This is a genomic window from Dongia mobilis (genome assembly GCF_004363235.1).
GTDB classification, from domain to species: domain Bacteria; phylum Pseudomonadota; class Alphaproteobacteria; order Dongiales; family Dongiaceae; genus Dongia; species Dongia mobilis.
On sequence record NZ_SNYW01000011.1, the window covers coordinates 150901 to 176174 of the forward strand.

The following is a 25274-nucleotide window of genomic DNA, read 5'->3' on the forward strand; positions in this document are numbered from 1 at the left end:
GTCAGCCCTTCATCATGTTGACGTCCTCGACGGCGATCGAGCCGCGGGAACGGAAGAAGACGACGAGGATGGCAAGGCCGATCGCGGCCTCGGCCGCGGCTACGGTTAGGACCATCATGGCAAAGACCTGGCCGACCATGTCCTGCAAGAAGGCCGAGAAGGCCACCAGATTGACGTTGACGGCCAGCAGCATCAGTTCGACCGACATCAGGATGATGATGACGTTCTTGCGGTTGAGGAAGATGCCGAAAATGCCGATCGTGAACAGGATCGCCGACAGGGTGAGGTAGTGCTCGATGCCGATGGTCATGGCTCAGACCCCCTTCCCCGTCGGAACCTTCTTCAGCTCGACCGAGTTGCGGCTGCGCGCGACCTGGTCGCCGATGCGCTGGCGCTTGACGCCGCTGCGGTCGCGATGGGTCAGCACGATGGCGCCCATCATCGCCACCAGCAGGACGAGACCGGCCACCTGGAAGAGATAGAAATACTGCGTGTACATGATGTTGCCGAGCGCCTCGGTATTGGTCGCCTCGGCAAGTGCCGGCGTCGGCGCGGCGGCGGGCGCGGTGCCGAGGCTGCTGCCGGCGACCACGAAGATGAGTTCCGCCGCCAGGATGATGCCGATGACGGCGCCGATCGGCAGGTACCGGACGAAGCCCTGGCGCAACTCGACGAAGTTGATGTCCAGCATCATGACGACGAAGAGGAACAGCACCGCGACGGCGCCGACATAGACGACCACCAGCATCATCGCCAGGAACTCGGCGCCGATGAGGACGAACAAAGCGGCCACGTTGAAGAAGGTCAGGATCAGGAACAGCACCGAATAGACCGGATTGCGGTTGCCGACCACCAGCAGCGCCGACATGACGGCGACCGCGGCAAAGACATAAAAGGCGATGGTCTGGACGATCATCTCAAAAACTCTCCCCCCACCCTCACCGTCAGCGATAGGGCGCGTCGGCGGCGATATTGCCGGCGATCTCCGCCTCCCAGCGCTCGCCGTTCCTGAGCAGCTTTTCCTTGTTGTAGAACAGCTCCTCGCGGGTCTCGGTGGCAAACTCGAAATTCGGTCCCTCGACGATGGCATCGACCGGGCAGGCTTCCTGGCAGAAGCCGCAATAGATGCATTTCGTCATGTCGATGTCATAGCGGGTCGTGCGCCGGCTGCCATCGTCGCGTGGTTCGGCCTCGATGGTGATGGCCTGGGCCGGGCAGATCGCCTCGCACAGCTTGCAGGCAATGCAGCGTTCCTCGCCATTAGCATAGCGGCGCAGCGCATGCTCGCCGCGGAAGCGGGGCGAGAGCGGGCCCTTCTCGTAGGGATAGTTGATCGTCACCTTCTCCTTGAACAGGTAACGGAAGGTGAGCGCCATGCCGGAGAGCAATTCCTTCAGCAGGAAGCTTTTCAGCGTGCGGTCAATGGCGGACATGATCCACTCCTCAATCGCTGGCCGGCTCGGTGGATTCCACCGCGCTGGCTGGCAGGGCATTATTCTTCTTGGGCAAGCTGTCCGTCGCAATCAGCACACCGGCAGTGATAACCACCATGGCGAGCGAGAGCGGCAGGAACACCTTCCAGCCAAGGCGCATCAGCTGGTCATAGCGATAGCGCGGGAAGGTGGCGCGTACCCAAATGAAGGTGAAGGCGACGAAGCTGGCCTTGAGCGCGAACCAGATCCAGCCGGGGATCCAGGTGAAGGGCGCCACATCGAACGGCGCCTGCCAGCCGCCCAGGAACAGCAACGCGGTCATGGCGCTCATCAGCCAGATATTGGCATATTCGCCGAGGAAGAAGAGCGCGAAGGTGAAGGCCGAGTATTCCGAGAAATAGCCGGCGACCAGTTCCGATTCCGCTTCCGGCAGGTCGAAGGGCGGACGGTTGGTCTCGGCCAACGCCGAGATGTAAAACACCACGAACATCGGCAGCAGCGGAATGCAGAACCACCAATCCGCCTGTGCCTTGACGATGTCGTTGAGGTTCAACGAGCCGACGCAGAGCAGCACGGTCACCAGCACGAAGCCGATCGAGACCTCGTAGGAGACCATCTGCGCCGCCGAGCGCAGCGCACCCAGGAACGGATATTTCGAGTTGGAGGCCCAGCCGGCCAGCACGATGCCGTAGACGCCCAGCGACGAGATGGCGAAGAGATAAAGGATGCCGACATTGAGGTCGGCCAGCACTACGCCGTCATCGAAGGGGATCACCGCCCAGGCGATCAGCGACAGGATGAAGGTGATCATGGGGGCGACCACGAAGGCAACGCGATTGGCGCCCGAGGGGATGATGGTTTCCTTGAACAGCAGCTTCACGCCGTCGGCGATCGGCTGCAGCAGGCCGAAGGGACCGACGACATTGGGACCGCGGCGAATCTGCATCGCCGCCATCACCTTGCGCTCGGCCAGGGTCAGATAGGCGACCGCGAGCAGCAGCGGCACGATGATGCAGAGGATCATCAGCACCGTGAAGATGGCGGTGCCGAGATAGTCGCCGAAGGTGGATGTAAAGAACTCAGCCATGGGTCCCCGTCTTTCCGCCCGCGGCCGGCAGCACGAAACGCTCGGTGCATTGCGCCATGGTCGCCGAGGCGCGGCTGATCGGATCGGTCATGTAGTAATTCGAAACGGCCGGCTTGAAGGCGTCGCGCGTGGCCTCGCCGCTGCCGCCGAAGCTGCCCCAGGCGGCGGGCTCAATGGCGCCGATGCGCTGGAAGCGCGGGAAAGCCTGGTAGAGCTTGCGCCGCAGCTGGTCGAGATTGTCATAGCCGAGTTTCTTGCCCAGCACCTCGGAGAGGGCGCGCAGGATGCTCCAATCCGCCTTGGCATCGCCCGGCGGGAAGATGGCAAGACGGCCCAGCTGCGCGCGGCCTTCCGTGTTCATATAGGTGCCGTCCTTCTCGGTATAGGCGGCACCGGGCAGTACGACATCGGCGCGATGGGCGCCGCGGTCGCCGTGATGGCCCTGATAGATGACGAAGGCCGAGCCCAGTCGGTTGGTGTCGATCTCGTCGGCGGCCAGCAGATAGACGATGTCGATCTCGCCCTTCTGCGCACCCTCCAGAATGCCGTTCACATCACGCCCGCCAGCCTGCGGCACGAAGCCAAGCTCGAGGCCGGCGACGCGGGCAGCAGCGGTATGGAGAACGTTGAAGCCGTTCCAACCGTCGCGCACGACATTCGCAGCTTCGGCGAGCTTGCGCGCAAGGGTCAGGATCGCGGCGCCATCGGGACGCGCCAGCGCGCCCTGCCCTAGGATGATCATCGGCGCCTTGGCATTCTTCAGCGCCTCGGCAAAGCTGTGGTTGCCCTTGGCGAGATCGGCCAGCGTCTCCGGTCCCGCACCCAGAATTTCGACCGGATAGGTCAGATCGCCGACAGCACCAACGCTCGCAACCTTCAGGCCACCCTTCAGATAGCGCTTGCGGATGCGGGCATTGATCACCGGCGCTTCCCAGCGCGGATTGCTGCCCACCAGCAGGATCGCATCGGCCCGGTCGATGCCGGCGATAGTGCTGTTGAAGAGGTAGGAAGCGCGGCTGCCGGCATCGAGCTGCGCGCCGTCCTGGCGGCAGTCGATATTGGGCGAGCCAAGCGCCGTCATCAATTCCTTCAGCGCGAACAGGCTTTCGGCATCGACCTGGTCACCGGCGATAGCGGCCATGCGCCGGCCCTCACTCGCCTTCATCCTGGCGGCAATGGCGTCAAAGGCCTCGGCCCAGCTGGCGGCGCGCAGCTTGCCGTTCTCGCGGATGAAGGGGCGGTCGAGGCGCTGGCGGCGGAGGCCGTCGACCCAGAAGCGCCCCTTGTCGGCCAGCCACTCCTCGTTCACGTCCTCATTGATGCGCGGCAGGATGCGCAGCACCTCGCGACCGCGCGAGTCGATGCGCACATTGACGCCCACCGCATCGGAGACGTCGATCGATTCCGTCTTGGTCAGTTCCCAGGGTCGCGCCGTGAAGGCATAGGGTTTCGAGGTCAGGGCACCCACCGGGCAGAGGTCGATGAGATTGCCGGAAAGCTCGGAGGCGATCCCCTTCTCGACATAGGTGGTGACTTCCATGTGCTCGCCGCGCGAAACGGCGCCGAGCACCTCGACGCCGGCCACCTCGGTCGCGAAGCGGATGCAGCGCGTGCATTGGATGCAGCGCGTCATCTCGGTCTTCACCAGCGGCCCGAAATCCTTGTCGGTGACGGCGCGTTTCTCTTCCTGGTAGCGCGAGAAGCTCTTGCCGAAGGCCATGGCCTGGTCCTGCAAGTCGCATTCGCCGCCCTGGTCGCAGATCGGGCAATCGAGCGGATGGTTGATCAGCAGGAATTCCATGACGCCCTTGCGCGCCTTCTGCACGATGGGGCTGTCGGTCTTGATTACCATGCCTTCCGCCACCGGCATGGCGCAGCTGGCGATCGGCTTCGGCGCCTTCTCCTGCTCGACCAGGCACATGCGGCAATTGCCGGCGACCGACAGGCGTTCGTGATAGCAGAAGCGCGGGATTTCCTTGCCGGCGAGTTCGCAGGCCTGCAGCACGGTGATCCCGGCCGGCACCTCGATCTCAATCCCGTCGATGGTCATCTTCGGCATGGTACTTAACCCCTACTCAGCCGCCTGACGGCCGCGGAAGGCGCGCATGCGCTCCTCCACCACCGGGCGGAAATGACGCATCAGGCCCTGGATCGGCCAGGCTGCCGCATCGCCCAGCGCGCAGATGGTGTGGCCTTCGATCTGCTTCGAAATGTCGAGCAGCATGTCGATCTCGCTGGGGTCGGCGTTGCCCTTCACGAAACGGGTCATGATGCGGAACATCCAGCCCGTTCCCTCGCGGCAGGGCGTACACTGGCCGCAGCTCTCATGCATGTAGAAATGCGCAAAGCGCGTGATCGCCTCGATGAGGTCGGTCGACTTGTCCATGACGATGACTGCCGCCGTGCCCAGGCCCGACTGCACCGCACGCAGGCTGTCGAAATCCATCAGGATGTCGTCGCAGATATGCTTGGGCAGCATCGGCACCGACGAGCCGCCGGGAATGACCGCCAGCAGATTGTCCCAGCCGCCACGCACACCGCCGCAATGCTTGTCGATCAACTCGCGCAAGGGGATGCCCATCTCCTCTTCCACGTTGCAGGGCTTGTTGACATGGCCCGAGACGCAGAAGAGCTTGGTACCGACATTCTTCGGCCGGCCGAGGCCGGCGAACCAGGATGCGCCGCGCCTGAGGATGGTCGGCGTCACCGCGATGGTCTCGACATTGTTGACCGTGGTCGGGCAGCCATAGAGGCCGACCGCCGCCGGGAAGGGCGGCTTGAGGCGCGGCTGGCCCTTCTTGCCCTCGAGGCTTTCGATGAGGGCCGATTCCTCGCCGCAGATATAGGCACCTGCACCGCGGTGCAGGTAGACGTCGAAATCGTAACCGGAGCCGCTGGCGTTCTTGCCGATGAGGCCGGCGTCATAGGCCTCGTCGATGGCGGCCTGCAGGTGCATTGCCTCCTGGTAGAACTCGCCGCGGATATAGATATAGGCCGCGACGCAACGCATGGCGAAGCCACCGACCAGGCAACCCTCGATCAGCATGTGCGGGTCAAAGCGCAGGATCTCGCGGTCCTTGCAGGTGCCGGGTTCCGATTCGTCGGCATTGACCACGAGATAGGAGGGGCGCCCGTCCGATTGCTTCGGCATGAAGGACCATTTCATGCCGGTCGGGAAGCCGGCGCCACCACGGCCGCGCAGCTCCGAGGCCTTGATCTCGTCGATGATCTTGTCGGGGCCGACTTCCAGCAGTGCCTTGGTGTTGTCCCAGATACCGCGCCGCCGCGCACCGGCCAGACGCCAATCGTCCTGGCAGTAGATGTTCTTGAAGATGCGATCCTTGTCCTGGAGCATCACTTGCCTCCCGTCAGGTCGCGCGAGATGTCGTAGGAGATCGGGATGTCCTTGAGCGTGGTCGGCCCGCCCTCCGCCATCGAGGCGCGGCGGCCGTTCTGCGGACCGGTCTGCGGCTTCCTGCCGGCGGCCAGTTCGTCCAGCACCTTGCCCAGCGTCTCCGGCGTCAGATCCTCGTAGAAATCGTCATTGATCTGCACCATCGGCGCGTTGCAGCAGGCGCCGAGGCACTCCACTTCCATGATCGAGAAGAGACCGTCCTTGGTCACTTCCTTCATGCCGACGCCAAGGCGCTGCTTCAAATAGTCGGTGAGGTTGTCGGAGCCGCGGAGCCAGCAGGGCGTCGTGCGGCAGACCTGGATCAGGTATTTGCCCACGGGCTGCAAGTTGTACATCGTGTAGAAGGTGGCGACCTCGTAGACCCGGATAGGCGCCATGTCGAGGAGGCGCGCGATCTCGTCCATCGCCGCCCGCGGCAACCAGCCATGCTGGCGCTGCGCCAGATCGAGAAGCGGCATCACCGCCGAGCCCTGGCGGCCCTCCGGATATTTGGCGACGATCTTCTTCACCTTCTCCAGGTTCTCTGGCGTGAAGGCGAAGCTGTCCGGCTGGACCACATCGGTGTTTGCTGCAGCACTCATCTGTCGATCTCACCGAACACGATATCAAGGGAACCCAGGATCGCCACGGAATCGGCGAGCATGTAGCCCTTGCACAGGAAATCCATCGCCGCGAGATGCGGGAAACCGGGCGCCCGGATCTTGCAGCGATGCGGCTTGTTGGTGCCGTCTGACACCAGATAGACGCCGAATTCGCCCTTGGGCGCCTCGACCGCGGTATAGGTCTCGCCCGCCGGCACGTGGAAGCCCTCGGTATAGAGCTTGAAGTGGTGGATGAGCGATTCCATCGACTGCTTCATCTCGCCGCGGCTGGGCGGGGTCACCTTGTGGTCGGTTGAGCTGGCGGGGCCGCCCGGCATCTCCTTGATGCACTGGCGCACGATCTTCAGGCTTTCGCGCATCTCGGCGACGCGCACCAGGTAGCGGTCGTAGCAATCGCCGTTCTTGCCGACCGGGATGTCGAAATCCATGCGGTCATAGACCATGTAGGGCTGCGCCTTGCGCAAATCCCACGGCACGCCGGACGCGCGCAGCACCGGGCCGGTGAAGCCCCAGGCGATCGCATCCTCGGCCGAGACCGGGCAGACATCCACCAGGCGTTGCTTGAAGATGCGGTTGTCGGTCAGCAGCGTCTCCATGTTGTCGACGATGCCGGGGAATTGCTCGCTCCAGTCCCAGATGTCCTCCAGCAGGCCCGCCGGCAGGTCCTGGTGCACGCCGCCCGGCCGGTAGTAGGCCGCATGCAGGCGCGCACCCGAGACGCGTTCGTAGAATTCCATCAGCAGCTCGCGCTGCTCGAACACCCAGAGGAACGGCGTCACCGCGCCTACATCCATGGCATAGGCCGGGATGTTGAGGAGATGGTTGAGGATGCGCGTGATCTCGTCGAAGAGGACGCGGATATACTGGCCGCGCAGCGGCACTTCCAGGCCCAGCAGCTTTTCGACGCCGAGCACGAAGGCATGCTCCTGGCACATCGGGCTGACGTAGTCGAGGCGATCGAAATAGGGGATCGCCTGGGTATAGGTCTTGTATTCGATCAGCTTTTCGGTGCCGCGATGCAAGAGGCCGATATGCGGATCGACGCGGCGCACGACTTCGCCGTCCATCTCCATGACCATGCGCAGCACGCCATGGGCCGCCGGGTGCTGCGGCCCGAAATTCATGGTCATCGGCTTGATCTGTACTTCGGCCATCAGTTCGTCTTTCCAGCCGGGGATTCGGTTGCCTTCTCGTCGCCGGGCAGGACCGGCCGCGGCTGCAGCATGCCCTCCCAGGGCGAGAGGAAGTCGAAGGAGCGGAACTCCTGCACCAGCTTCACCGGTTCGTAGACCACGCGCTTCTGCGCCTCGTCATAGCGGACCTCGACATAGCCGGTGAGCGGGAAGTCCTTGCGGAAGGGATGCCCCTCGAAGCCGTAATCGGTGAGGATGCGCCGCAGGTCCGGATTGCCCTCGAAGAAGATGCCATAGAGATCATAGGCCTCGCGCTCGAACCAGGCGGCAGCGGGATAGATGCCGACGGCGCTCGGCACCGCCTCGTCCTCGCCCACCGCCACCTTCACGCGGGCCCGCGTGTTGTGCTTCAGGCTGAGGAGATTGTAGACCACGTCGAAACGCGCGGCGCGCTCGGGGTAATCGACGCCACAGACATCGACCAGCATCTTGAAGAGGCATTTCGGATCGTCGCGCAGGAAGCCGAGCGCGCGCTCGAGGCGCGCAGCCGGCACATGGACCATCAGTTCGCCCAGCGCCACTTCCGTGCGCAGCACGGCATCGCCCAGCGAGGCCGAGATGTGATCCGACAATTCGCGATAAGCATCGGTCATGATGGTATGGCCCTACCCTTCCCTGGCACCGTTCGAGTTCCCGCGCCCGCTTCAGCGCGCGATCGTCGAGGTGCGCCGGATCTTTTTCTGCAGCTGCAGGATTCCGTAGACGAGCGCCTCGGCCGTCGGCGGGCAGCCCGGGACATAGACGTCGACCGGCACGATGCGGTCGCAGCCACGCACCACGGAATAGGAATAGTGATAATAGCCGCCGCCATTGGCGCAGGAACCCATGGAGATGACCCAGCGCGGCTCGGCCATCTGGTCATAGACCTTGCGCAGGGCCGGGGCCATCTTGTTGGTCAGCGTACCGGCGACGATCATGACATCGGACTGGCGGGGGCTGCCGCGCGGCACCACGCCGAATCGGTCGAGGTCATAGCGGGCCATATAGGCGTGCATCATCTCGACCGCGCAGCAGGCCAGGCCGAAGGTCATCGGCCACAGCGAACCGGTGCGGGCCCAGTTCACCAACTTGTCCATCTGCGCGACGACGAAGCCCTTGTCCTGCAATTCGTCGGTCACCTGGGTGATGACCCGGTCCTGGGCCGGGCCCGGACGCAGGATCTGACTGCTGGCTGGTACCATCTGGGGCTGGCTCATCTGGCTACTCCCACTCCCCTTATTCCCACTCCAGGGCGCCCTTCTTCCACTCGTAGATGAAACCCACGGTGAGAACGCCCAGAAAAATGATCATCGACCAGAAGCCGAACAGCCCGATATTCCCGAGCGAAACCGCCCAGGGGAACAGGAAGGCGACTTCCAGGTCGAAAATGATGAAAAGGATGGCGACAAGATAGAAGCGGACGTCGAACTGGCGGCGGGCGTCGTCGAACGCCTCGAAGCCGCATTCATAGGGCGACAGCTTCTCGGAATCGGGGTTCTGCTTGCCGAGGAGGAGCGAGGCAGCGACCATCACCAGGGTGAGGCCGGTCGCGATCAGCAGGAAGAGCAGGATCGGCAGATATTCGATCAGTAGTTCATCCATCCCCAGATGCCTTCCTCGGCCGTTTCCCCGCGCCACCAGCGGGCGGGCCGCTATCGGTGGCGTCCTTTACGCCATCATTTCGCAGCGCAAAAGACCCAAATTGCGGCAGGTGCCGCGATTCCGGGCGCGGCACACTATAAAGAGGTTAACGCGGCCAAGAAAGGGCAAAAACCACCCTAAAGCCCCGTGAAATGGGCGCGAATGGGCTGGTAAAGATTTGACGAAAAAAAGAAATTTGGAATGGGAATATGGCGCGAGTGACGGGACTTGAACCCGCGGCCTCCGGCGTGACAGGCCGGCGCTCTAACCAACTGAGCTACACCCGCGCAGGACGAGGACATCAGCTGCTGGCAGCTGCGTTCGTTCGGCGGGGCAGCATGTACTGCAAGCCCTGCGGAGCTGTCAACACGAATGCGTCGCCACCGCTGGCAAGCCGCCGCAAATAATCCATGGCCGCGCCGCGCGGAAAGGCGGATGATCCAGCGGAATAATGCCTGTTCCAGCGCAGGTTTTGCGCGGCTCGACCGTGAAACAAGGCTCGGACGCGGTGGCCGTGATCCGCGGTGAGCCGCATCCGGTCAATTTTCGTAGTCAGCCTTGTCCCGGACCGATTTGTGAAGTGAGCCCATGCAGCCGCCAGCCCGATCCCGCCTGCCCCGCCTGATTGCCGTGGGCGTCCTCGCCTTGCTTGGCGGCGGGCTCTATTTGCTCCGCGACCACATGCCGGACTGGCGTCCAGGCGACCTGCTGCCGGCTTCCAACGCCGCCCCGGCCCGGCCGGCCGCAAGCCCACCCGCGGTGCCGGTCTATGTCGCGACGGCCCAATCGGAAACCCTGATTCGCCGGACCCGGGCGGTGGGCACCCTGACCGCCTCCGACCGCGTCACCATCAGCCCGGAAATCGCCGGCCGCGTCGTCAGCATTTCCGACAAGGAGGGCGCAACTGTCAGGGAGGGCGACCTGTTGGCCGAGTTGGACACGGCGATCTACCGCGCCCAGATTGCCGACGCCACCGCCAAGAAGGTGCTGTGGGAGGCCAATGCCGAGCGCGCCCGCAGCCTGATGGCCAAGGGCGCCGGCACGCCAAAGGCCCTGGACGAGGCCATCGCCGAGCTCAGCATGGCCGAGGCGGCGCTCAATCTCGCCAACGCAAATCTGGCCAAGACCCGCATAACGGCGCCCTTCGGCGGCGATCTCGGTCTCCGGCAGGTCAGTATCGGCGAGTATTTGAGCCCCGGCCAGGCGATCTTCACCCTGTCACGCATCGACCTGCTCAATGTCGATTTCACGCTGCCGCAGACGGAACTCGCCATCATCCGTCCCGGCACCCCGGTCGGAATCCGCACAGACGCCTTTCCGGGCGAATCTTTCACCGGGGCCATCGTCGCGGTTGATCCCAACCTCGACCCGACATCGCGGGCAGTTTCGATCCGCGCCACGATCGACAATCCCGGCGGCCGCCTGAAACCCGGCCTGTTCATCGAGGTTGATATCGAGGCCAGCCAGATTGCCGATGCGGTGACCGTGCCGGAAGAAGCCCTGGTCGCCCGCGGCGACCGCGTTTTCGTCTATGTGGTGACGGATGGACGGGCCGATCTGGTCCAGGTCGAGACGGGGCTGCGCGAATCCGGCAAGGTGCAGATCGTCAGCGGCCTGGCTGCCGGCGCCGTCGTCGTCACCGACGGCCAGATCAAGCTGCGCCCGGGCGCCGAGATCAAGATCGTCGAACCCTAGGAGACGGCCATGCGCCTGCCCGAGCTTTGCATCCGCCGTCCTGTCTTCGCCACGGTCATCAACCTCATCGTCCTGCTGGTCGGCATGATCGCCTATGACCGCCTGGCCGTGCGCGAATATCCCAATATCGATGAACCCATCGTCAGCGTGCGCACCGATTTTCGTGGCGCCTCGGCCGAGATCATCGAGATCCAGGTGACCCAGCCGCTGGAGGAAAGTCTCTCCGGCATCGAGGGCATCGACTTCATATCATCCACCAGCCGCGCCGAATCCTCGCGTATCTCGATCACCTTCCGCCCCGACCGCGACATCGACTCCGCCGCCGCAGATGTGCGCGATCGTGTCTCGCGCGCCCGCGGTCGCCTGCCCGCCGATGTCGAGGAACCGATCATCGCCAAGGTCGAGGCCGACGCGCAGCCGATCATCTGGATGGCATTCACCAGCGAGCTTGATTCGCCGCTGCAGATTTCGGATTACGTCGAGCGCTTCGTCAAGAACCGGCTGCAGACCCTGACCGGCATTTCGGAGGTGCGCATCTTCGGGGAGCGCAAACCGGCCATGCGAATCTGGCTGAAGCCGGAACGGTTGGCCGCCTTCGCCCTCACCGTCCAGGATGTCGAAAGCGCCATTCGCGCGCAGAACCTGGAGATGCCCGCCGGCACCATCGAAAGCCAGGCGCGCGAATTCTCGGTCCTCTCCGACACCTCGATCAGCACGCCCGAGCAATTCGCCGCCATCATCGTCGGCCGGTCCAACCAGGCCCTGGTGCGCCTGGGCGATGTCGCCGATATCGCGCTCGGCGCCTATAGCGACGACGTGCGCGCCCGCATCAACGGCAAATCCGGCGTCACCCTCGGCATCATCAAGCAATCGACCGCCAATCCGCTCGATGTCTCCAATGCGATCCGCGCGGCCCTGCCGGGTATCCAGGAATCCCTGCCACCGGGGATGAATCTGGAACTCGCCTACGATTCCTCGACCTTCATTGCCCGTTCGATCGACAACGTCTATCGCACCATCGGCGAGGCGGTCGTGCTGGTGCTGCTGGTGATCGTGTTCTTCCTGCGATCGGTACGGGCCACCATCATTCCGCTGGTGACCATTCCGCTCTCGCTGGTCGGCGCCTGTGCGCTCATGTATGCGATGGGCTTCACCCTCAACACCCTCACCATGCTTTCCTTCGTGTTGGCGATCGGCCTTGTCGTCGACGACGCCATCGTGATGCTGGAGAACATACACCGCCACATCGAGGAGGGGCTCTCGCCGCTCAAGGCGGCACTCGTGGGCAGCAGGGAAATCGCCTTTGCCGTGCTGGCAATGACCATCACCCTGGCCGCGGTCTACGTGCCGGTGGCGCTGCAAACCGGCCGCACCGGCAAGCTGTTCACCGAATTCGCGCTGACGCTTGCCGGCGCCGTGCTGATCTCCGGCTTCGTCGCCCTCACCTTGTCGCCGATGATGTGCGCCAAGCTGCTGCCAGACCGCGAGCACGAGAAACACGGGCCCATCTACCGCGCGATCGAGGCCCTGCTCGATGCGCTGACAGCCGGCTATCGCGCCAGCCTGCAATTCTGCATGAAGGTCCGCTGGTTGATCGTCCTGCTGCTGCTGGGCGTCGCCGCCTCGGCCATCTGGCTGGTCGCCGGCCTGCGCCAGGAGCTGACCCCGGTCGAGGATCGCGGCCTGCTGTTCGCCTCGGTGACCGGGCCGGAGGGGGCGACTCTCGACTACACCTCGCGCTACGTCGAAAAACTGGAATCGATCATCGCCCCGATTCCAGAAGTAAACGCCTTCAACACTGTCACCGGCAACATCAGCCCATCGCAGGCGATGGCGCCGATCCGCCTGAAGCCATGGGAAGAGCGCGAACGCAAGTCACGCGAGATCGCCGCCTCCTTGCGCGGGCCACTGAACGAGCTTCCCGGCGTGCGCGCAGTGGTCAACGTGCCGCCTTCGCTCGGCGGACGACCGAACCAGAAGGCGGCCGAAATCGTCATCCTCAGCACCGGCACCTACGAGGAACTGGATGCGGTCGCCCAGGCGATGGTCGAGGCGGCCGATGCGGATCCGCGGATCGCCAATCCGGATTCCGACCTCAAACTGTCAAAGCCCGAGATCCGGCTGTCGGTCGACCGCGACAAGGCGGCCGATCTCGGCATCGACGTGGACCGCATCGGCGCCACGATCGAGACCCTGCTGGCCGGTCGCGACGTCACCCGCTTCAAGCGCGACGGCCGCCAGTACGAGGTCCTGGTCCAGGTGGACAACCGCGCCCGCACCACGCCGGACCAGGCCAAGCTGATCTATGTCCGCGCCGCCGGCGGTGCGATGGTGCCGCTGTCCAATCTGGTATCAATCCGCGAGACGGTGGCACCGAAGGATCTCAACCGCTGGAACCAGTTGCGCGCGGCGACGATCTCGGCCAATGCGGCCCCTGGCTATACTTCGGGCGAGGCGCTGCAGGCACTGCAGGAAATCGCCGTACAGACGCTGCCGGGCGGGATGCAGATCGACTATGCCGGCCAATCGCGGGAGTTCATCTCCTCGACCCAGAGCGGCGTCACGGTCTTCCTGCTGGCGCTGGCCTTCATCTATCTGGTGCTGTCGGCGCAGTTCGAGAGCTTCCGCGATCCGTTCGTCATCATGCTGACGGTGCCGCTGGCCGTGACCGGGGCGCTCATCGCCATGCACCTCACCGGGGGCACGCTCAACGTCTACAGCCAGATCGGGCTAGTCACCCTCATCGGCCTCATCACCAAGCACGGCATCCTGATTGTCGAATTCGCCAACCAGCGACGCGACTCCGGTGCCGACCGCATCGAGGCAGCGATTGACGCAGCGGTCCTCCGCCTGCGTCCGATCCTGATGACCACTGGTGCCATGGTGCTGGGCACCATTCCCCTGGCACTGGCGGAAGGCGCCGGTTCAGAATCGCGTCAGGCAATCGGCTGGGTGATTGTCGGCGGCCTCACCTTCGGCAGCTTTTTCACGCTGTACGTCGTTCCGGTGGCCTATTCGCTGATCGCCGCGCGCGTCAGCGGATCAGTTGATCGGCAATTGTCTGATCAAGACCCTGTGCCGCCAGGTGATCGCGGAACAGTGCCAGCCGAGTGAACACGTCCTCGAATCCGGTCTGGCGGCCGGCGGAATCGGTATAGACCAGCGAGCCGGTGGTCACGAAGAAGGTCTTCATGCCGCGCATCTCGTCGGCGACCAGCGTATGGAGTTCGCCAGGCGGTTCGTAGATGAAGCTGCCGGTTTCCGCCACCCAGTCATGCTCCAGATAGCGCCAGGCACCGTCCAGCACGAAGGCATGCACCGGCGACGTGTGGTAGTGGCAGGCAAGGGATCCGCCCGGCTTAACCTTCAGCACATTCGACCAAGCGCCCTTCGAGCAGTCGAACATCAGCGGCCGGAAACTGACCCCGCCATGCAGCGGCACCCAAAGGGGATCGTCATCCGACACATGCTCGACGATTTCCGACATCACGTTGACGCTGGCATAGGTCCTGGCGGTCATGGTCTCGCTTTCGGCTGGCCCGGTTCGGGTGCCGATCATAGCGAAGCCGTGCCGCCATGCCTATCGGCTCGAATGCTCAGCCGAACGCTCTTTCCTTTCGCGCCGTCAGGACCAGCGAGACCACCACGCCACCGACCAGAAGGCCGAAGGTGACGCCCAGCGAAATAGCCGGATCCATCTTGCCGAAGAACTGGTTGTAGAAGATCTTCCCGCCGATGAAAATCAGCACCAAAGACAGGGCGTATTTTAGGTATTGGAAGCGGTGCACCATTGCCGCCAGCGCGAAATAGAGGGCGCGCAGGCCGAGAATGGCAAAGATATTGCTGGTATAGACGATGAAGGGATCGGTGGTGATGGCGAAGATGGCCGGCACCGAATCGACCGCAAAGATGAGATCGGCAAATTCGACCAGCATCAGTGTCAGGAACAGCGGCGTCGCCCAGAGGCGCAATTTGCCCGTCTTCGGGTCCGGCAGGCGCACCAGGAAACTCTTGCCGTGCAGTTCCGGGGTGACCCGCATATGGCGGCGCAGGAATCGCAGCAGCGGATTCTCGCCGATGTCGTGACCATCGCTGGAAACGAACAGCATCTTGATGCCGGTAAAGACCAGGAAGGCGCCGAAGATATAGAGCACCCAGTGGAACTCGCTGACCAGCGCGGCACCGAGGCCGATCATGATTGCGCGCAGCACGATGACGCCGAGGATGCCCCAGAACAGGACGCGATGCTGGTAGAGCCGCGGAATGGCGAAATAGGTGAAGATCAGGGAGATGACGAAGACATTGTCGAGCGACAGGCTCTTTTCCACCGCGAATCCGGTGAAGAAGTTCAAGCCCGCCTCCGACCCCAGTTGCCACCAGACCCAGGTGCCGAAGGCGCAGGCAATGCCGATATAGCCCGCCGACAGCCACAGGCTTTCGCTGACGCCGATTTCGCGTTCCTTGCGATGCAGCACGCCCAGATCGAGGGCGAGCAGGACGACGACGATGGCGAGGAAGACGAGCCAGAGCCAGAGCGGCTTGCCCATCAGCACGGATTCCAGGACTGCGATTTCCATGGCCCCTCCAGGCAGATCTCCAGAAGGCGCCGCGGCCGCGCCGGATTTGACTTCCCTTGTCCGACATCGCCGCCGACGCCTCAGCGGCCAGAGGGGCCCGGACACGCGCTCAGCACGCGTTGTGGGTCAAATAGAGCCGGCGGAAAGTGTTTCAAGGGGCGAAAGCGAAGATTCCGCGGCTCAGGCAAGTGCGACCGGGCGGCGCGGCCAGGTCGCCACGGCAATGGCGCCCAGGATAATGGCCCCACCCAGATAGACACTGCCGGCCGGCACCTCCCCATGCACCAGGAAGACCCAGAGCGGGTTGAGAATGGCGTCGGCAAGCGAGATCAGCACCATCTGGACCGCCGGAACGTAGCGCGCGCCGCGCATGAAGAGGACCAGTGGCAGGGCCAGTTGGAAAACGCCCATCAGGCCGATGACGGCGAGCGAGCGACCGTCGATTGGCTGCAATCCGATGACTAGTAACACCACCAGGAAGATGCCGAAGCCGCCGATGATCAATGCCGGTTCCATGGCGACGTCGTGATAGCGCCGCAAGGTGACACTCTGCCCCGCGAAGCACAGGGCCACGATGACGGCAATCAGGGCGCCGGAAAGGCCGGTCAGCGATGCCCCGGCCTCGCCAAGGGCGACGATCGCGACGCCGGCCAGGGCGGCAATGATGGCGATGAAGACCTTGAGTCCGGTCCGTTCCTTCAGCCACAGCCTAGCCAGTACGGCGGCGAAGAGGGGCGAGGTTGCAGCAACGCAGGACACCGCCGCAACGCTGGCCAACTGCATCGCCGCGATATAGAGCGACGAGCCGATGCCGAAGAAGCAGGCAGTCGCGACGAGGGCAAGCGGTGCTGCGCGCCGGAAATGCCCGGTTACCTCGCGGCCATGGAGCAGCACCATCCAGACAAGCAGGGAAAGCGCCGTGCTGAGGCCGCGCCAGGCGTTGAGGGTCCAGGGGTCGATCTCGGGGACATAGCGGATGAAGACGCCGCTGAGACTCCAGAACAGGGTGGCACCACCGACCAGCAGCACCCCCTTCAAGGCGTTGGACATCGTCCCCTCGGTTTCGACTAGGTATTTGACATTAAACTGTTTTTGGCGGCATCGCCAGCCCGATTGCGCGGGTTGTCAGGGACCTTGGTGCGTGCTAATGTCCATACATGTATATACAAGTTGTCGCCCGAGGGATCTGAGCCATGACCGCTGCTGCCAACCAACGCATCGTCCGCGCCGCGCGCGGAACCCAGCTCACCGCCAAGTCGTGGGCAACCGAAGCGCCCTTGCGCATGCTGATGAACAATCTCGATCCCGAGGTGGCGGAGAACCCGGGCGAACTGGTCGTCTATGGCGGCATCGGCAAGGCGGCCCGCAACTGGGCCTGCTTCGACAGGATCGTCGAGACGCTGCGCCAGATGGAAGGCGACGAAACCCTGTTGATCCAGTCGGGCAAGCCCGTCGGAGTCTTCCGCACCCATGAGAATGCGCCCCGGGTGCTGCTCGCCAATTCGAACCTGGTGCCGCATTGGGCCAATTGGGAACATTTCCGTGAACTGGATGCCAAGGGCCTGATGATGTACGGCCAGATGACGGCAGGCTCCTGGATCTATATCGGCAGCCAGGGCATCGTGCAGGGCACCTATGAAACCTTCGTCGAGGCCGGGCGCCAGCATTACGGCGGCGATCTCAAGGGCCGCTGGATCCTGACCGGGGGCCTCGGTGGCATGGGTGGGGCGCAACCGCTCGCCGCCACCATGGCCGGGGCCTCGATGCTGGCAGTGGAATGCGAGCCGTCGCGCATCGAGAAACGGCTGGAAACCCGCTATCTCGACGTAAGGGCGGATTCGCTCGACCAGGCGCTGGCGATCCTTGAAAAGGCCAGGAAAGACGGCAAGGCCGTTTCCGTCGGCCTGCTCGGCAACGCCGCCGAGATCTTCCCGGAGATCGTGCAGCGCGGCCTGCGTCCCGACATGGTGACCGACCAGACCAGTGCCCATGATCCGCTGAACGGCTATCTGCCTGCCGGCTGGTCCCTCGCCAAGGCCGCCGAAATGCGCCAGAAGGAACCGGCCGCCGTGGTCAAGGCCGCCAAGGAATCGATGGCGATCCAGGTGCGCGCCATGCTCGATTTCCATGCCATGGGCATCCCCACCTTCGATTACGGCAACAACATCCGCCAGATGGCCAAGGAAGTCGGCGTTGCCAACGCCTTCGACTTCCCGGGCTTCGTGCCGGCCTATATCCGCCCCCTCTTCTGCCGCGGCATCGGTCCCTTCCGCTGGGTTGCCCTCTCGGGCGAAGCCGACGATATATACAGGACCGACGCCAAGGTGAAGGAGTTGATCCCCGACGATCGGCATCTCCACAACTGGCTCGACATGGCGGGCAGCCGCATCAAGTTCCAGGGTCTGCCGGCGCGCATCTGCTGGGTGGGCCTGGGTCAGCGCATGCGCCTCGGCCTCGCCTTCAACGAGATGGTCAGGAAGGGCGAATTGAAGGCGCCCATCGTCATCGGCCGCGACCATCTCGACTCCGGCTCCGTCGCCAGCCCCAACCGCGAGACCGAGGGCATGAGGGACGGCTCCGATGCCGTTTCCGACTGGCCGCTCCTCAACGCGCTGCTCAACACCGCGTCTGGCGCCACCTGGGTCAGCCTGCATCATGGCGGCGGCGTCGGCATGGGCTTCTCGCAGCATTCCGGCATGGTGGTGCTATGCGACGGCTCGGCCGAGGCCGACCGGCGCCTCAAGAACGTGCTCACCAACGACCCCGGTACCGGTGTCATGCGCCATGCCGATGCGGGCTATGAAAGCGCCATTGAATGCGCGCGCGAACAGGGGCTAAATCTGCCGATGATCAACGGCTGACGGAAGCCCACGCGCGCATGAACTGGGACCTGCTGCTGACCGATTGCCGTGCCGCCACGATGTCGCCGGGCGCCCTCGCCTATGGCGCCATCGAGGATGCCGCGATCGGCATCGCCGAGGGCCGCATCGCCTGGATCGGCCGGCGCCAGGATATGCCGAAGGCGATCGTCAAGGAAGCGGCCAGGCTGGGCGGCCGCTGGGTGACGCCGGGTCTGATCGACTGCCACACGCATCTGGTCTATGGCGGCGACCGCGCCGCCGAATTCGAACTGCGCCTGAAGGGTGCAAGTTATGAGGAAATCGCCAAAGCGGGCGGCGGCATCGCCTCGACCGTCAAGGCGACGCGAACTGCCGGCATCGAGGATCTCGTCGCATCCGCGGCGCTGCGCCTCGCTGGCCTGATGGGCGAAGGGGTGACGGCCATCGAGATCAAGTCCGGCTATGGCCTCGATCTCGAGAACGAGCGCAAGCAATTGCGCGCGGCGCGGCGCCTCGGCGAGGCGGGCCTCGTCACGGTGCGCACCACCTGCCTTGCCGCCCATGCCCTGCCGCCGGAATTCGCGGGCGACAGCGACGGCTATATCGAGGCTGTCTGCACCGACATCCTGCCCGCGATCGCCGCCGACAAGCTGGCCGATGCGGTCGATGCCTTTTGCGAGAAGATCGCCTTCACGCCGGCGCAGACGCGGCGCGTGTTCGAAACCGCGCGAGGTCTGGGTCTGCCGGTCAAGCTGCATGCCGAGCAATTGTCGGACCAGGGTGGGGCGCAACTCGCGGCCGAGTTCAGCGCCATCTCCTGCGACCACCTGGAATATGTCAGCGAGGCCGGCATCGCCGCCATGGCGAAAGCCGGCTCGGTGGCCGTGCTGCTGCCCGGCGCGTTCTATGCCCTGCGCGAGACCAAGCTGCCGCCTGTCGACGGATTCCGGCGGGCCGGCGTGCCGATGGCGCTTTCGACCGACCACAATCCCGGCACCTCGCCGACCCTCTCGCTGCTGCTGATGCTCTCCATGGGCTGCACCTTCTTTCGCCTGACGCCGGAGGAAGCCCTCACCGGCGTCACGCGCCATGCGGCACAGGCGCTCGGCCTGGGGGCCAGCCACGGCCAGCTCAAGCCCGGCATGGCTGCCGATCTTGCCATCTGGTCGGTCGAGCGCCCGGCCGAACTCGGCTACTGGTTCGGCGCCAACCCTTGCGCCGGCATCGTCAAGAATGGCGGCTGGGTGAAACGATGCGCATAACGAAGCTGGCCGATGTCGACTACCGCCGGATACCCTGGAAGAATGGCGGCGGCTCGACCCTCGAATTGGTGCAGGAGCCGGCGCCGGATGGCGGCTTCAACTGGCGCCTCTCCATCGCCGATGTGGCGACACCCGGCCCCTTCTCGACCTTCGCCGGTATCGACCGGCATATCATGCTGATGGAAGGCAACGGCATGGTGCTGAGCTTCGCCAACGCAGCGCCGCCGGTGGTGATCGCCAAGCCGCTGCGCCCGCATCCCTTCCAGGGTGACTGGCAGACCGATTGCCGCCTGATCGCGGGCGCCATCCGCGATTTCAACGTGATGGTGCGCCGCCATTGGGGCCGCGCCGCCGTCAACGGTTTCGACTTCCAGGAGGGCCAGAAACTGACCCTGGCGGTGGCGCCGCTCACGCTGATCCATCTCTATAGCGGCACGGCGGCTTGCGCCGGCGAAACCCTGGCGGACGGCGACACGCTGCGCCTTGAAGCCGACAGCGCCGAGACGACCAGCCTCGCTGTCACCAGCGCAAAGGCGCGTATCGTCGTCGTGTCGCTGAAGGCGCATGAAGAGGGTGCCGCGTGACGATTGCCTACGACTTCATCCCCGGTGCTTCCCCGCTCCTCATCAGCATGCCCCATGTCGGTACCGAGCTGATGCCCGAGGTCGCTGCCGGCCTCAGCGAGCCAGCAAAAGGCCTCTGCGACACCGACTGGCATCTGCCGATCCTCTACGATTTTGCCAGTGAGCTTGGTGCCGGCCTGCTGATCGCGCGCTGGTCGCGCTTCAACATCGATCTCAATCGTCCGTCGGACGACAAGCCGCTCTATGCCACGGCGACCACCGGGCTCTATCCGGATGTTCTCTTCGACGGCACGCCGCTGTACGAACCCGGCCGGGAACCATCGCCCGCCGTCCGCGCCCGTTATCTCGCCGAGATCTGGCAGCCCTATCACGACCGCCTCGCCGCCGAGCTCGCCGCCCGCAAGAAGGCGCATGGCCATGCCGTGCTGTTCGACGCACATTCGATCAAGGGCCATGTGCCGCGCCTGTTCGCGGGCGACCTGCCGGATTTCAACATCGGCACCAATTCGGGTGCGAGCTGTGCCGAACAGCTGACAGCGCGCCTCGCCGCCGCCTGTGATTCGTCCGGCTATACCCATGTGGTCAACGGCCGCTTCAAGGGCGGCCACATCACCCGCCAATACGGCAGACCGGCGGATGGCATCCATGCCGTGCAGCTGGAACTGGCGCAACGCACCTATATGCGCGAGGCACCGCCCTTCGACTATCTGCCGGAAGTGGCGGCCCGCGTGCGTCCGGTCCTGAAGCGTTTCGTCGAGATCCTGGCTGGCTGGCGACCCTGACCCGTTCCAAGTGGGATTGGCCCTTGCCGGGGCACCGGCGGCGGCGTAATCATCAGCCATGTTTCGCGCGACACTTTTCAAGGCGATGCGGCGCCGGTCCTTCTGGCCAGCCCTGATCCTGGGCTACGTGCTGCTGTTCCAGGCGATCCTGGGATCGGCGGCGGCAAGCGCCCATGCCTTCGCCATGGCGCAGCAGGACGCGCTGGGCATCGCCATGCTGTGCATCGAGGACGGTGTCGACGGGCGCCTGCCGGCCGATCCCGCCACCCAGGCGCCGGCCGGCGATTGCATCAACTGCAAGATCGCCTGCGCTGCCGGCATCGCTCTGCCGGCGGTGACGCCACCGGAGCTGGCAGCGCTTTTTCTGATCGCCCGGGTCGAGGCGCACCACCATGCCATCAACGCCGACGCGGCATTGCCGCGTGCGGCGCTGTTCGATTCCGACCTCCCCAGTCAGGCCCCACCGGCCGGCATCTAGCCAGTCAACTCCCGCTAGATCCAGCAACCGGCATGCCAGGCGGCATGCCAGCCTATGGGGCAATCTCATGTCACAATCGACTCTCGCCGATCGTGCGACCGCACCGTCGCCGCTCTATCGCGCCATCTGGCGCTGGCATTTTTATGCCGGCCTCCTGGTGATTCCTTTCATGATTCTGCTCAGCGTCACCGGCGGAATCTATCTGCTCAAGGACGAACTCAATTCTCTCTTCTATTCCGACCTCCTCAACGTGGAAGCGAAGGCGGGCGACTACCTGCCGCCGTCTGCCATCGTCGCTGCCGCGCGCGAAGCCAGGGCCGGAATGGTCACGGCCTATATCGCGCCGGCAACGCCCGATGCCTCGGCCGTCGTCACCGTCAAGACGGAGCTGGGCAAGCAACGGGTCTATGTGGACCCCTATTCCGGAAACGTCTTGGGCTCCATGAGCGACAGCGGCTTTGCCAATACGCCCTTCATGAAGCTGGTGCGCAAGATCCACAGCCTCGACTATTTCGGCTGGGTCGCTAATCGCGTCATCGAACTCGTGGCCGGCTGGGCCATCGTGCTGGTCGTCAGCGGCATCTACCTGTGGTGGCCGCGCGGCAAGGATGTCGGCTCGTTCAAGATCCGCAGCGGGGCCAAAAGGCGGCCCTTCTGGCGCGACCTGCACGCGGTCACCGGTCTTTACACCGGCTTCTTCATTGTCTTCCTCGCGATCACCGGTCTGCCCTGGTCGGGATTTTGGGGCGACAAGGTGAACACCTATGCCAATCAGGCCGGTCTTGGCTATCCGACCGGTTATTGGGAGGACGTCCCGCTATCCACCATTCCGATGCAGGAAGCGATGACCCAGGTGAACTGGACCCTGGAAAATGCACCGATGCCGCAATCGACGCCGACGGGCAAGGCCGCCTTCGGTCTCGATCAGGCGGTGGCCATGTTCGACCGGATGGGCATCGCCAGGGGCTACGTGGTCGACCTGCCGCAGGGCCCCGAAGCGGTATATACGGCTTCGGTCTATCCGGATGACATCGCCGCCGAGCGGATCATCCATGTCGACCAGTACAGCGGCAAGGTGCTGTTCGATGCCGGTTTCGCCGATTTGGGACCGGTTGGTCAGGCGATCGAATGGGGCGTCAGCGTGCATATGGGTCAGGAGTTCGGGCGCATCAACCAGCTCGTCATGCTGGCGGCCTGTTTCGCCATCGTGCTGATGTCGGTTTCGGCTGTCGTCATGTGGTGGAAGCGACGGCCCAAGGGCACGCTGGGCGCACCGCGCTATCCCAGCGACTATCGCGTCGCACGCGGGGCCATCATCATCCTGGCGCTACTTGGCATCGCCTTCCCGCTGGTGGGCCTGTCGATCATCGTGGCGCTGGCCCTGGATTTCCTGCTGCCGCGGGCCTGGCGGCCGAAAGTGGCATAGGCCGCCGCCTTTCCCGTCACGGCATGCTGCCGGCGGTCATGGCGTGATCGCCGGCAGCGTGAATTCCGTTGCCAGAATGGCCCGCTGCATGCCAATCATTGCCAACTGTCCCAAATGTGGCGATCATGTTCCTGACATCAGGTTGCGTCGGCCAGGCGTTTGCCCTCGGCCTGTTCTGCGCGGTTCTTGGCGGTTTCGTCTCGCCATCCAGCGCACAATCAGGCATCGACTTTCACAGCGTCGTCACCCTTCAGGACATGCGCCAGTTGATCATGACGCAGTTTCCGCTGGGCACAGACCGCCAGACCTTGCGCAATGCTTTCGTGGATGGCGGCAAGGCCACCTTGCGCGAACACCCCAGCCGCAAGGGGTCGGAGAAATACCTCTACGACATCAATCTCTGTCGCATTTATGTCTGGCGCTGGAACATCTCGGCCGATTTCGATGCCAACGGCCGCCTGCAGCAGGCCTATATCAACGGCTTTGCCGTCTTCCCCGACGGAATCACCGTCCCGCCCGTCGCCCCCGATGCCGCCCACCAGGCGACCCAGAAGATCAGCGAGATGCAGCGGCCCCGGCCGGAGGCCGATCGCGGCGAGAAATCACTGGCCTATATGCTGCTCGACCTCGACGGCAATCCGGCAACGATCGAGGACCAGTCGCTGCTCGGCACCGGCCCCAGCCGTGCCGACCCCGGCAATCTCGGCAAGACGGTCAATTACGACAACGTCGATCCCTGGCGCTCGATTTTCGATCCGGATGCGGCCGATTTCATTGCGCCCTATGCGGGCAACTGCCCCTGATCGCCTGTAGCTGAGACCTAGATCGCGGCCTTCACCGCCGCGGCGAAGGCGCGGCCCGCTTCGATCTCGTCGGCGTGGCGGCCGTCCTGCACGACCCATTGGCCGCCGACCATCACATCCTTCACCATGCGGTTGAGGCCGGCGAACAGCCAGCGGCCGAGAATGTCGTCGCCCGCGATGTGGGCGAGCAGCGGATGCTGGCCATCGAGCACCACCAGATCGGCGCGCTTGCCGGGGGCGATCGCCCCCATCTGCTGGCCCAGCGCCTGCGCGCCGCCATCGAGCGCCGCGCGATAGAGATAGCCGGCGACATGCTGGCCGGCCGGGCCATGCAAGCGGTTGCGCCGTTCGGCTTTCAGGCGCTGGCCGTATTCCAGCCAGCGCAATTCCTCGACGACGCTCAGTGAAACGTGGCTGTCGGAGCCAATGCCCCAGCGCCCGCCCTGATCGGCAAAAGCGATGGCGGGGAAGAAACCGTCACCGAGATTGGCCTCCGTCGTCGGGCAGAGGCCGGCAATGGCACGGCTCTTGACCATCGCCGCCACCTCGTCCGGTTCGGCATGTGTCGCATGGATCAGGCACCAGCGTGCATCGACGTCGACATTTTCGTAGAGCCACTGGATCGGCCGCCGCCCGCTCCAGGCAAGGCAGTCATCGACTTCCTTTTGCTGCTCGGCGATATGAACATGGATCGGGCGGTCGTCACCGCTGCTGGCCAGCACGGCCTGGATTTCGTCCAGCGTCACCGCGCGCAGCGAGTGGAAGCAGAAGCCGAGGCGGCGGCCGGGTGCCCGGCAATCCCGGATCAGGCCTTCCTGCAGCTTAAGGTACTGGTCGGTCGTATGGATGAAACGGCGCTGGCCGTCGCTGGGGGCCTTGCCGCCGAAACCGCCATGCGCATACATCACCGGCAGCAGCGTGATGGCGATGCCGGTCGCCTCGGCCGCCGCGAGGACGCGCTGCGACATCTCGGTGGGGTCGGCATAGGGCCGGCCGTCAACGTCGTGATGCAGGTAATGGAATTCGGCCACCGCGGTATAGCCGCCCTTCAGCATGTCGATATAGAGGTAGCGCGCGATCGCCTCGACCTGGTCTGGGTCGAGGCGCCCGACCAGGCGGTACATCAGATCGCGCCAGGTCCAGAAGGAATCTTCCGGGTTGAGGGCGATTTCGGCGAGGCCGGCCATGGCGCGCTGGAAGGCGTGGGAATGCAAATTCGGCATGCCGGGGAGGACCGGGCCCTGGGCGATCTGGGCGTCCGGCGGCGCGGCGGTACCGGGGGTCACCCGGGTCACCATGCCCGCTGCATCGCATTCGATGAGGACCTCGTCGGCCCAGCCCTGCGGCAACAGGGCCTGGGCGGCATGGATGGCTTTGGGCATGGTACTTCCCGGCACGCTGTCTATACAGGTATATCTATGTGGGATTCAGCTCGCCCTGTCGAGTCACGCTGTCGAGTGATGCTGGCGGATGGGGT

The 25274-nt window shown here is 64.4% G+C and carries 24 protein-coding genes and 1 tRNA gene; 9 read left to right on the plus strand and 16 right to left on the minus strand.

The window, feature by feature from the left end; genetic code table 11:
- Position 1: 1 nt before the first annotated feature.
- From nuoK to A8950_RS15240, 12 genes are all read right to left on the minus strand, one after another.
- Positions 2-310, minus strand: a complete 309-nt coding sequence (nuoK, locus tag A8950_RS15185; RefSeq protein WP_133614526.1) for an NADH-quinone oxidoreductase subunit NuoK — start codon at positions 308-310, stop codon at positions 2-4.
- Positions 311-313: 3 nt separating this feature from the next.
- Positions 314-916, minus strand: coding sequence for an NADH-quinone oxidoreductase subunit J (locus A8950_RS15190; RefSeq protein ID WP_133614527.1), 603 nt, complete (start codon positions 914-916; stop codon positions 314-316).
- A gap of 28 nt (positions 917-944) precedes the next feature.
- Positions 945-1433 (minus strand): NADH-quinone oxidoreductase subunit NuoI, encoded by a 489-nt coding sequence (gene nuoI / locus A8950_RS15195; protein WP_133614528.1) that lies wholly within the window; start codon positions 1431-1433, stop codon positions 945-947.
- Positions 1434-1443: 10 nt separating this feature from the next.
- A complete protein-coding gene (gene nuoH, locus A8950_RS15200) occupies positions 1444-2520 on the minus strand; it encodes an NADH-quinone oxidoreductase subunit NuoH (RefSeq protein WP_133614529.1) in 1077 nt (358 codons plus the stop codon).
- Positions 2513-4579 carry an NADH-quinone oxidoreductase subunit NuoG gene (gene nuoG / locus A8950_RS15205; protein WP_133614530.1) on the minus strand — a complete coding sequence of 689 codons (2067 nt, stop codon included), beginning with the start codon at positions 4577-4579 and terminating at the stop codon, positions 2513-2515. The genes nuoH and nuoG overlap by 8 nt, the downstream gene beginning before the upstream one ends.
- A gap of 12 nt (positions 4580-4591) precedes the next feature.
- Complete coding sequence (gene nuoF / locus A8950_RS15210) at positions 4592-5875, minus strand: NADH-quinone oxidoreductase subunit NuoF (protein ID WP_133614531.1); 1284 nt, start codon at positions 5873-5875, stop codon at positions 4592-4594.
- Positions 5875-6516, minus strand: a complete 642-nt coding sequence (nuoE, locus tag A8950_RS15215; protein ID WP_133614532.1) for an NADH-quinone oxidoreductase subunit NuoE — start codon at positions 6514-6516, stop codon at positions 5875-5877. Before nuoE ends, nuoF begins: the two co-directional genes overlap by 1 nt.
- Positions 6513-7691: an NADH-quinone oxidoreductase subunit D gene (locus A8950_RS15220; protein ID WP_133614533.1), complete on the minus strand. Its 1179-nt coding sequence runs from the start codon at positions 7689-7691 to the stop codon at positions 6513-6515. The genes nuoE and A8950_RS15220 overlap by 4 nt, the downstream gene beginning before the upstream one ends.
- A complete protein-coding gene (locus tag A8950_RS15225; protein WP_133614534.1) occupies positions 7691-8323 on the minus strand; it encodes an NADH-quinone oxidoreductase subunit C in 633 nt (210 codons plus the stop codon). The genes A8950_RS15220 and A8950_RS15225 overlap by 1 nt, the downstream gene beginning before the upstream one ends.
- Before the next feature lie 51 nt (positions 8324-8374).
- Entirely contained in the window at positions 8375-8926 is a 552-nt protein-coding gene (locus A8950_RS15230; RefSeq protein WP_133614535.1) for a NuoB/complex I 20 kDa subunit family protein, read from the minus strand.
- A 19-nt stretch (positions 8927-8945) separates the two neighbouring features.
- Positions 8946-9311 carry an NADH-quinone oxidoreductase subunit A gene (locus tag A8950_RS15235; protein ID WP_133614536.1) on the minus strand — a complete coding sequence of 122 codons (366 nt, stop codon included), beginning with the start codon at positions 9309-9311 and terminating at the stop codon, positions 8946-8948.
- A gap of 249 nt (positions 9312-9560) precedes the next feature.
- Positions 9561-9637, minus strand: a tRNA-Asp gene (locus tag A8950_RS15240).
- Positions 9638-9938: 301 nt separating this feature from the next.
- Between A8950_RS15240 and A8950_RS15245 the strand changes: the two genes are divergently transcribed.
- Together A8950_RS15245 and A8950_RS15250 are read left to right on the plus strand one after the other, a co-directional pair.
- Positions 9939-11045: an efflux RND transporter periplasmic adaptor subunit gene (locus A8950_RS15245; protein ID WP_133614537.1), complete on the plus strand. Its 1107-nt coding sequence runs from the start codon at positions 9939-9941 to the stop codon at positions 11043-11045.
- A 9-nt stretch (positions 11046-11054) separates the two neighbouring features.
- The gene (locus A8950_RS15250; RefSeq protein ID WP_133614538.1) at positions 11055-14159 is read left to right on the plus strand and encodes an efflux RND transporter permease subunit; all 3105 of its coding nucleotides are present in this window, start codon (positions 11055-11057) and stop codon (positions 14157-14159) included.
- On the opposite strand, the gene A8950_RS15255 is transcribed toward A8950_RS15250, so the two are convergent.
- The 3 genes from A8950_RS15255 to A8950_RS15265 all read right to left on the minus strand — a co-directional run bounded on the left by A8950_RS15255 (position 14080) and on the right by A8950_RS15265 (position 16672).
- Positions 14080-14565, minus strand: a complete 486-nt coding sequence (locus tag A8950_RS15255; protein WP_133614539.1) for a 2,4'-dihydroxyacetophenone dioxygenase family protein — start codon at positions 14563-14565, stop codon at positions 14080-14082. The two genes, A8950_RS15250 and A8950_RS15255, sit on opposite strands and share 80 nt — an antisense overlap.
- Positions 14566-14641: 76 nt before the next feature.
- The gene (locus tag A8950_RS15260; protein WP_133614540.1) at positions 14642-15622 is read right to left on the minus strand and encodes a TerC family protein; all 981 of its coding nucleotides are present in this window, start codon (positions 15620-15622) and stop codon (positions 14642-14644) included.
- A 180-nt stretch (positions 15623-15802) separates the two neighbouring features.
- On the minus strand, positions 15803-16672 hold the full coding sequence (locus tag A8950_RS15265; RefSeq protein WP_133614541.1) for a DMT family transporter: 870 nt from the start codon (positions 16670-16672) through the stop codon (positions 15803-15805).
- Between the two features lie 143 nt (positions 16673-16815).
- On the opposite strand from A8950_RS15265, the gene hutU reads away from it, so the two are divergent.
- From hutU to A8950_RS15300, 7 genes are all read left to right on the plus strand, one after another.
- Positions 16816-18483, plus strand: a complete 1668-nt coding sequence (gene hutU / locus A8950_RS15270; protein ID WP_133614542.1) for a urocanate hydratase — start codon at positions 16816-16818, stop codon at positions 18481-18483.
- Positions 18484-18500: 17 nt separating this feature from the next.
- On the plus strand, positions 18501-19724 hold the full coding sequence (gene hutI / locus A8950_RS15275) for an imidazolonepropionase (protein WP_133614543.1): 1224 nt from the start codon (positions 18501-18503) through the stop codon (positions 19722-19724).
- Positions 19715-20308, plus strand: coding sequence for a HutD/Ves family protein (locus A8950_RS15280; protein ID WP_133614544.1), 594 nt, complete (start codon positions 19715-19717; stop codon positions 20306-20308). Before hutI ends, A8950_RS15280 begins: the two co-directional genes overlap by 10 nt.
- Entirely contained in the window at positions 20305-21090 is a 786-nt protein-coding gene (gene hutG, locus A8950_RS15285) for an N-formylglutamate deformylase (protein ID WP_208109880.1), read from the plus strand. Before A8950_RS15280 ends, hutG begins: the two co-directional genes overlap by 4 nt.
- A 58-nt stretch (positions 21091-21148) precedes the next feature.
- A complete protein-coding gene (locus A8950_RS15290) occupies positions 21149-21568 on the plus strand; it encodes a hypothetical protein (protein WP_133614545.1) in 420 nt (139 codons plus the stop codon).
- Positions 21569-21635: 67 nt separating this feature from the next.
- Positions 21636-22994 carry a PepSY-associated TM helix domain-containing protein gene (locus A8950_RS15295; RefSeq protein ID WP_133614546.1) on the plus strand — a complete coding sequence of 453 codons (1359 nt, stop codon included), beginning with the start codon at positions 21636-21638 and terminating at the stop codon, positions 22992-22994.
- Between the two features lie 125 nt (positions 22995-23119).
- The gene (locus A8950_RS15300; protein ID WP_133614547.1) at positions 23120-23797 is read left to right on the plus strand and encodes a hypothetical protein; all 678 of its coding nucleotides are present in this window, start codon (positions 23120-23122) and stop codon (positions 23795-23797) included.
- 17 nt (positions 23798-23814) lie between these two features.
- Here the strand turns inward: A8950_RS15300 and A8950_RS15305 are convergent, their stop codons facing one another.
- A complete protein-coding gene (locus A8950_RS15305) occupies positions 23815-25179 on the minus strand; it encodes a formimidoylglutamate deiminase (protein WP_133614548.1) in 1365 nt (454 codons plus the stop codon).
- Positions 25180-25274 lie beyond the last annotated feature (95 nt).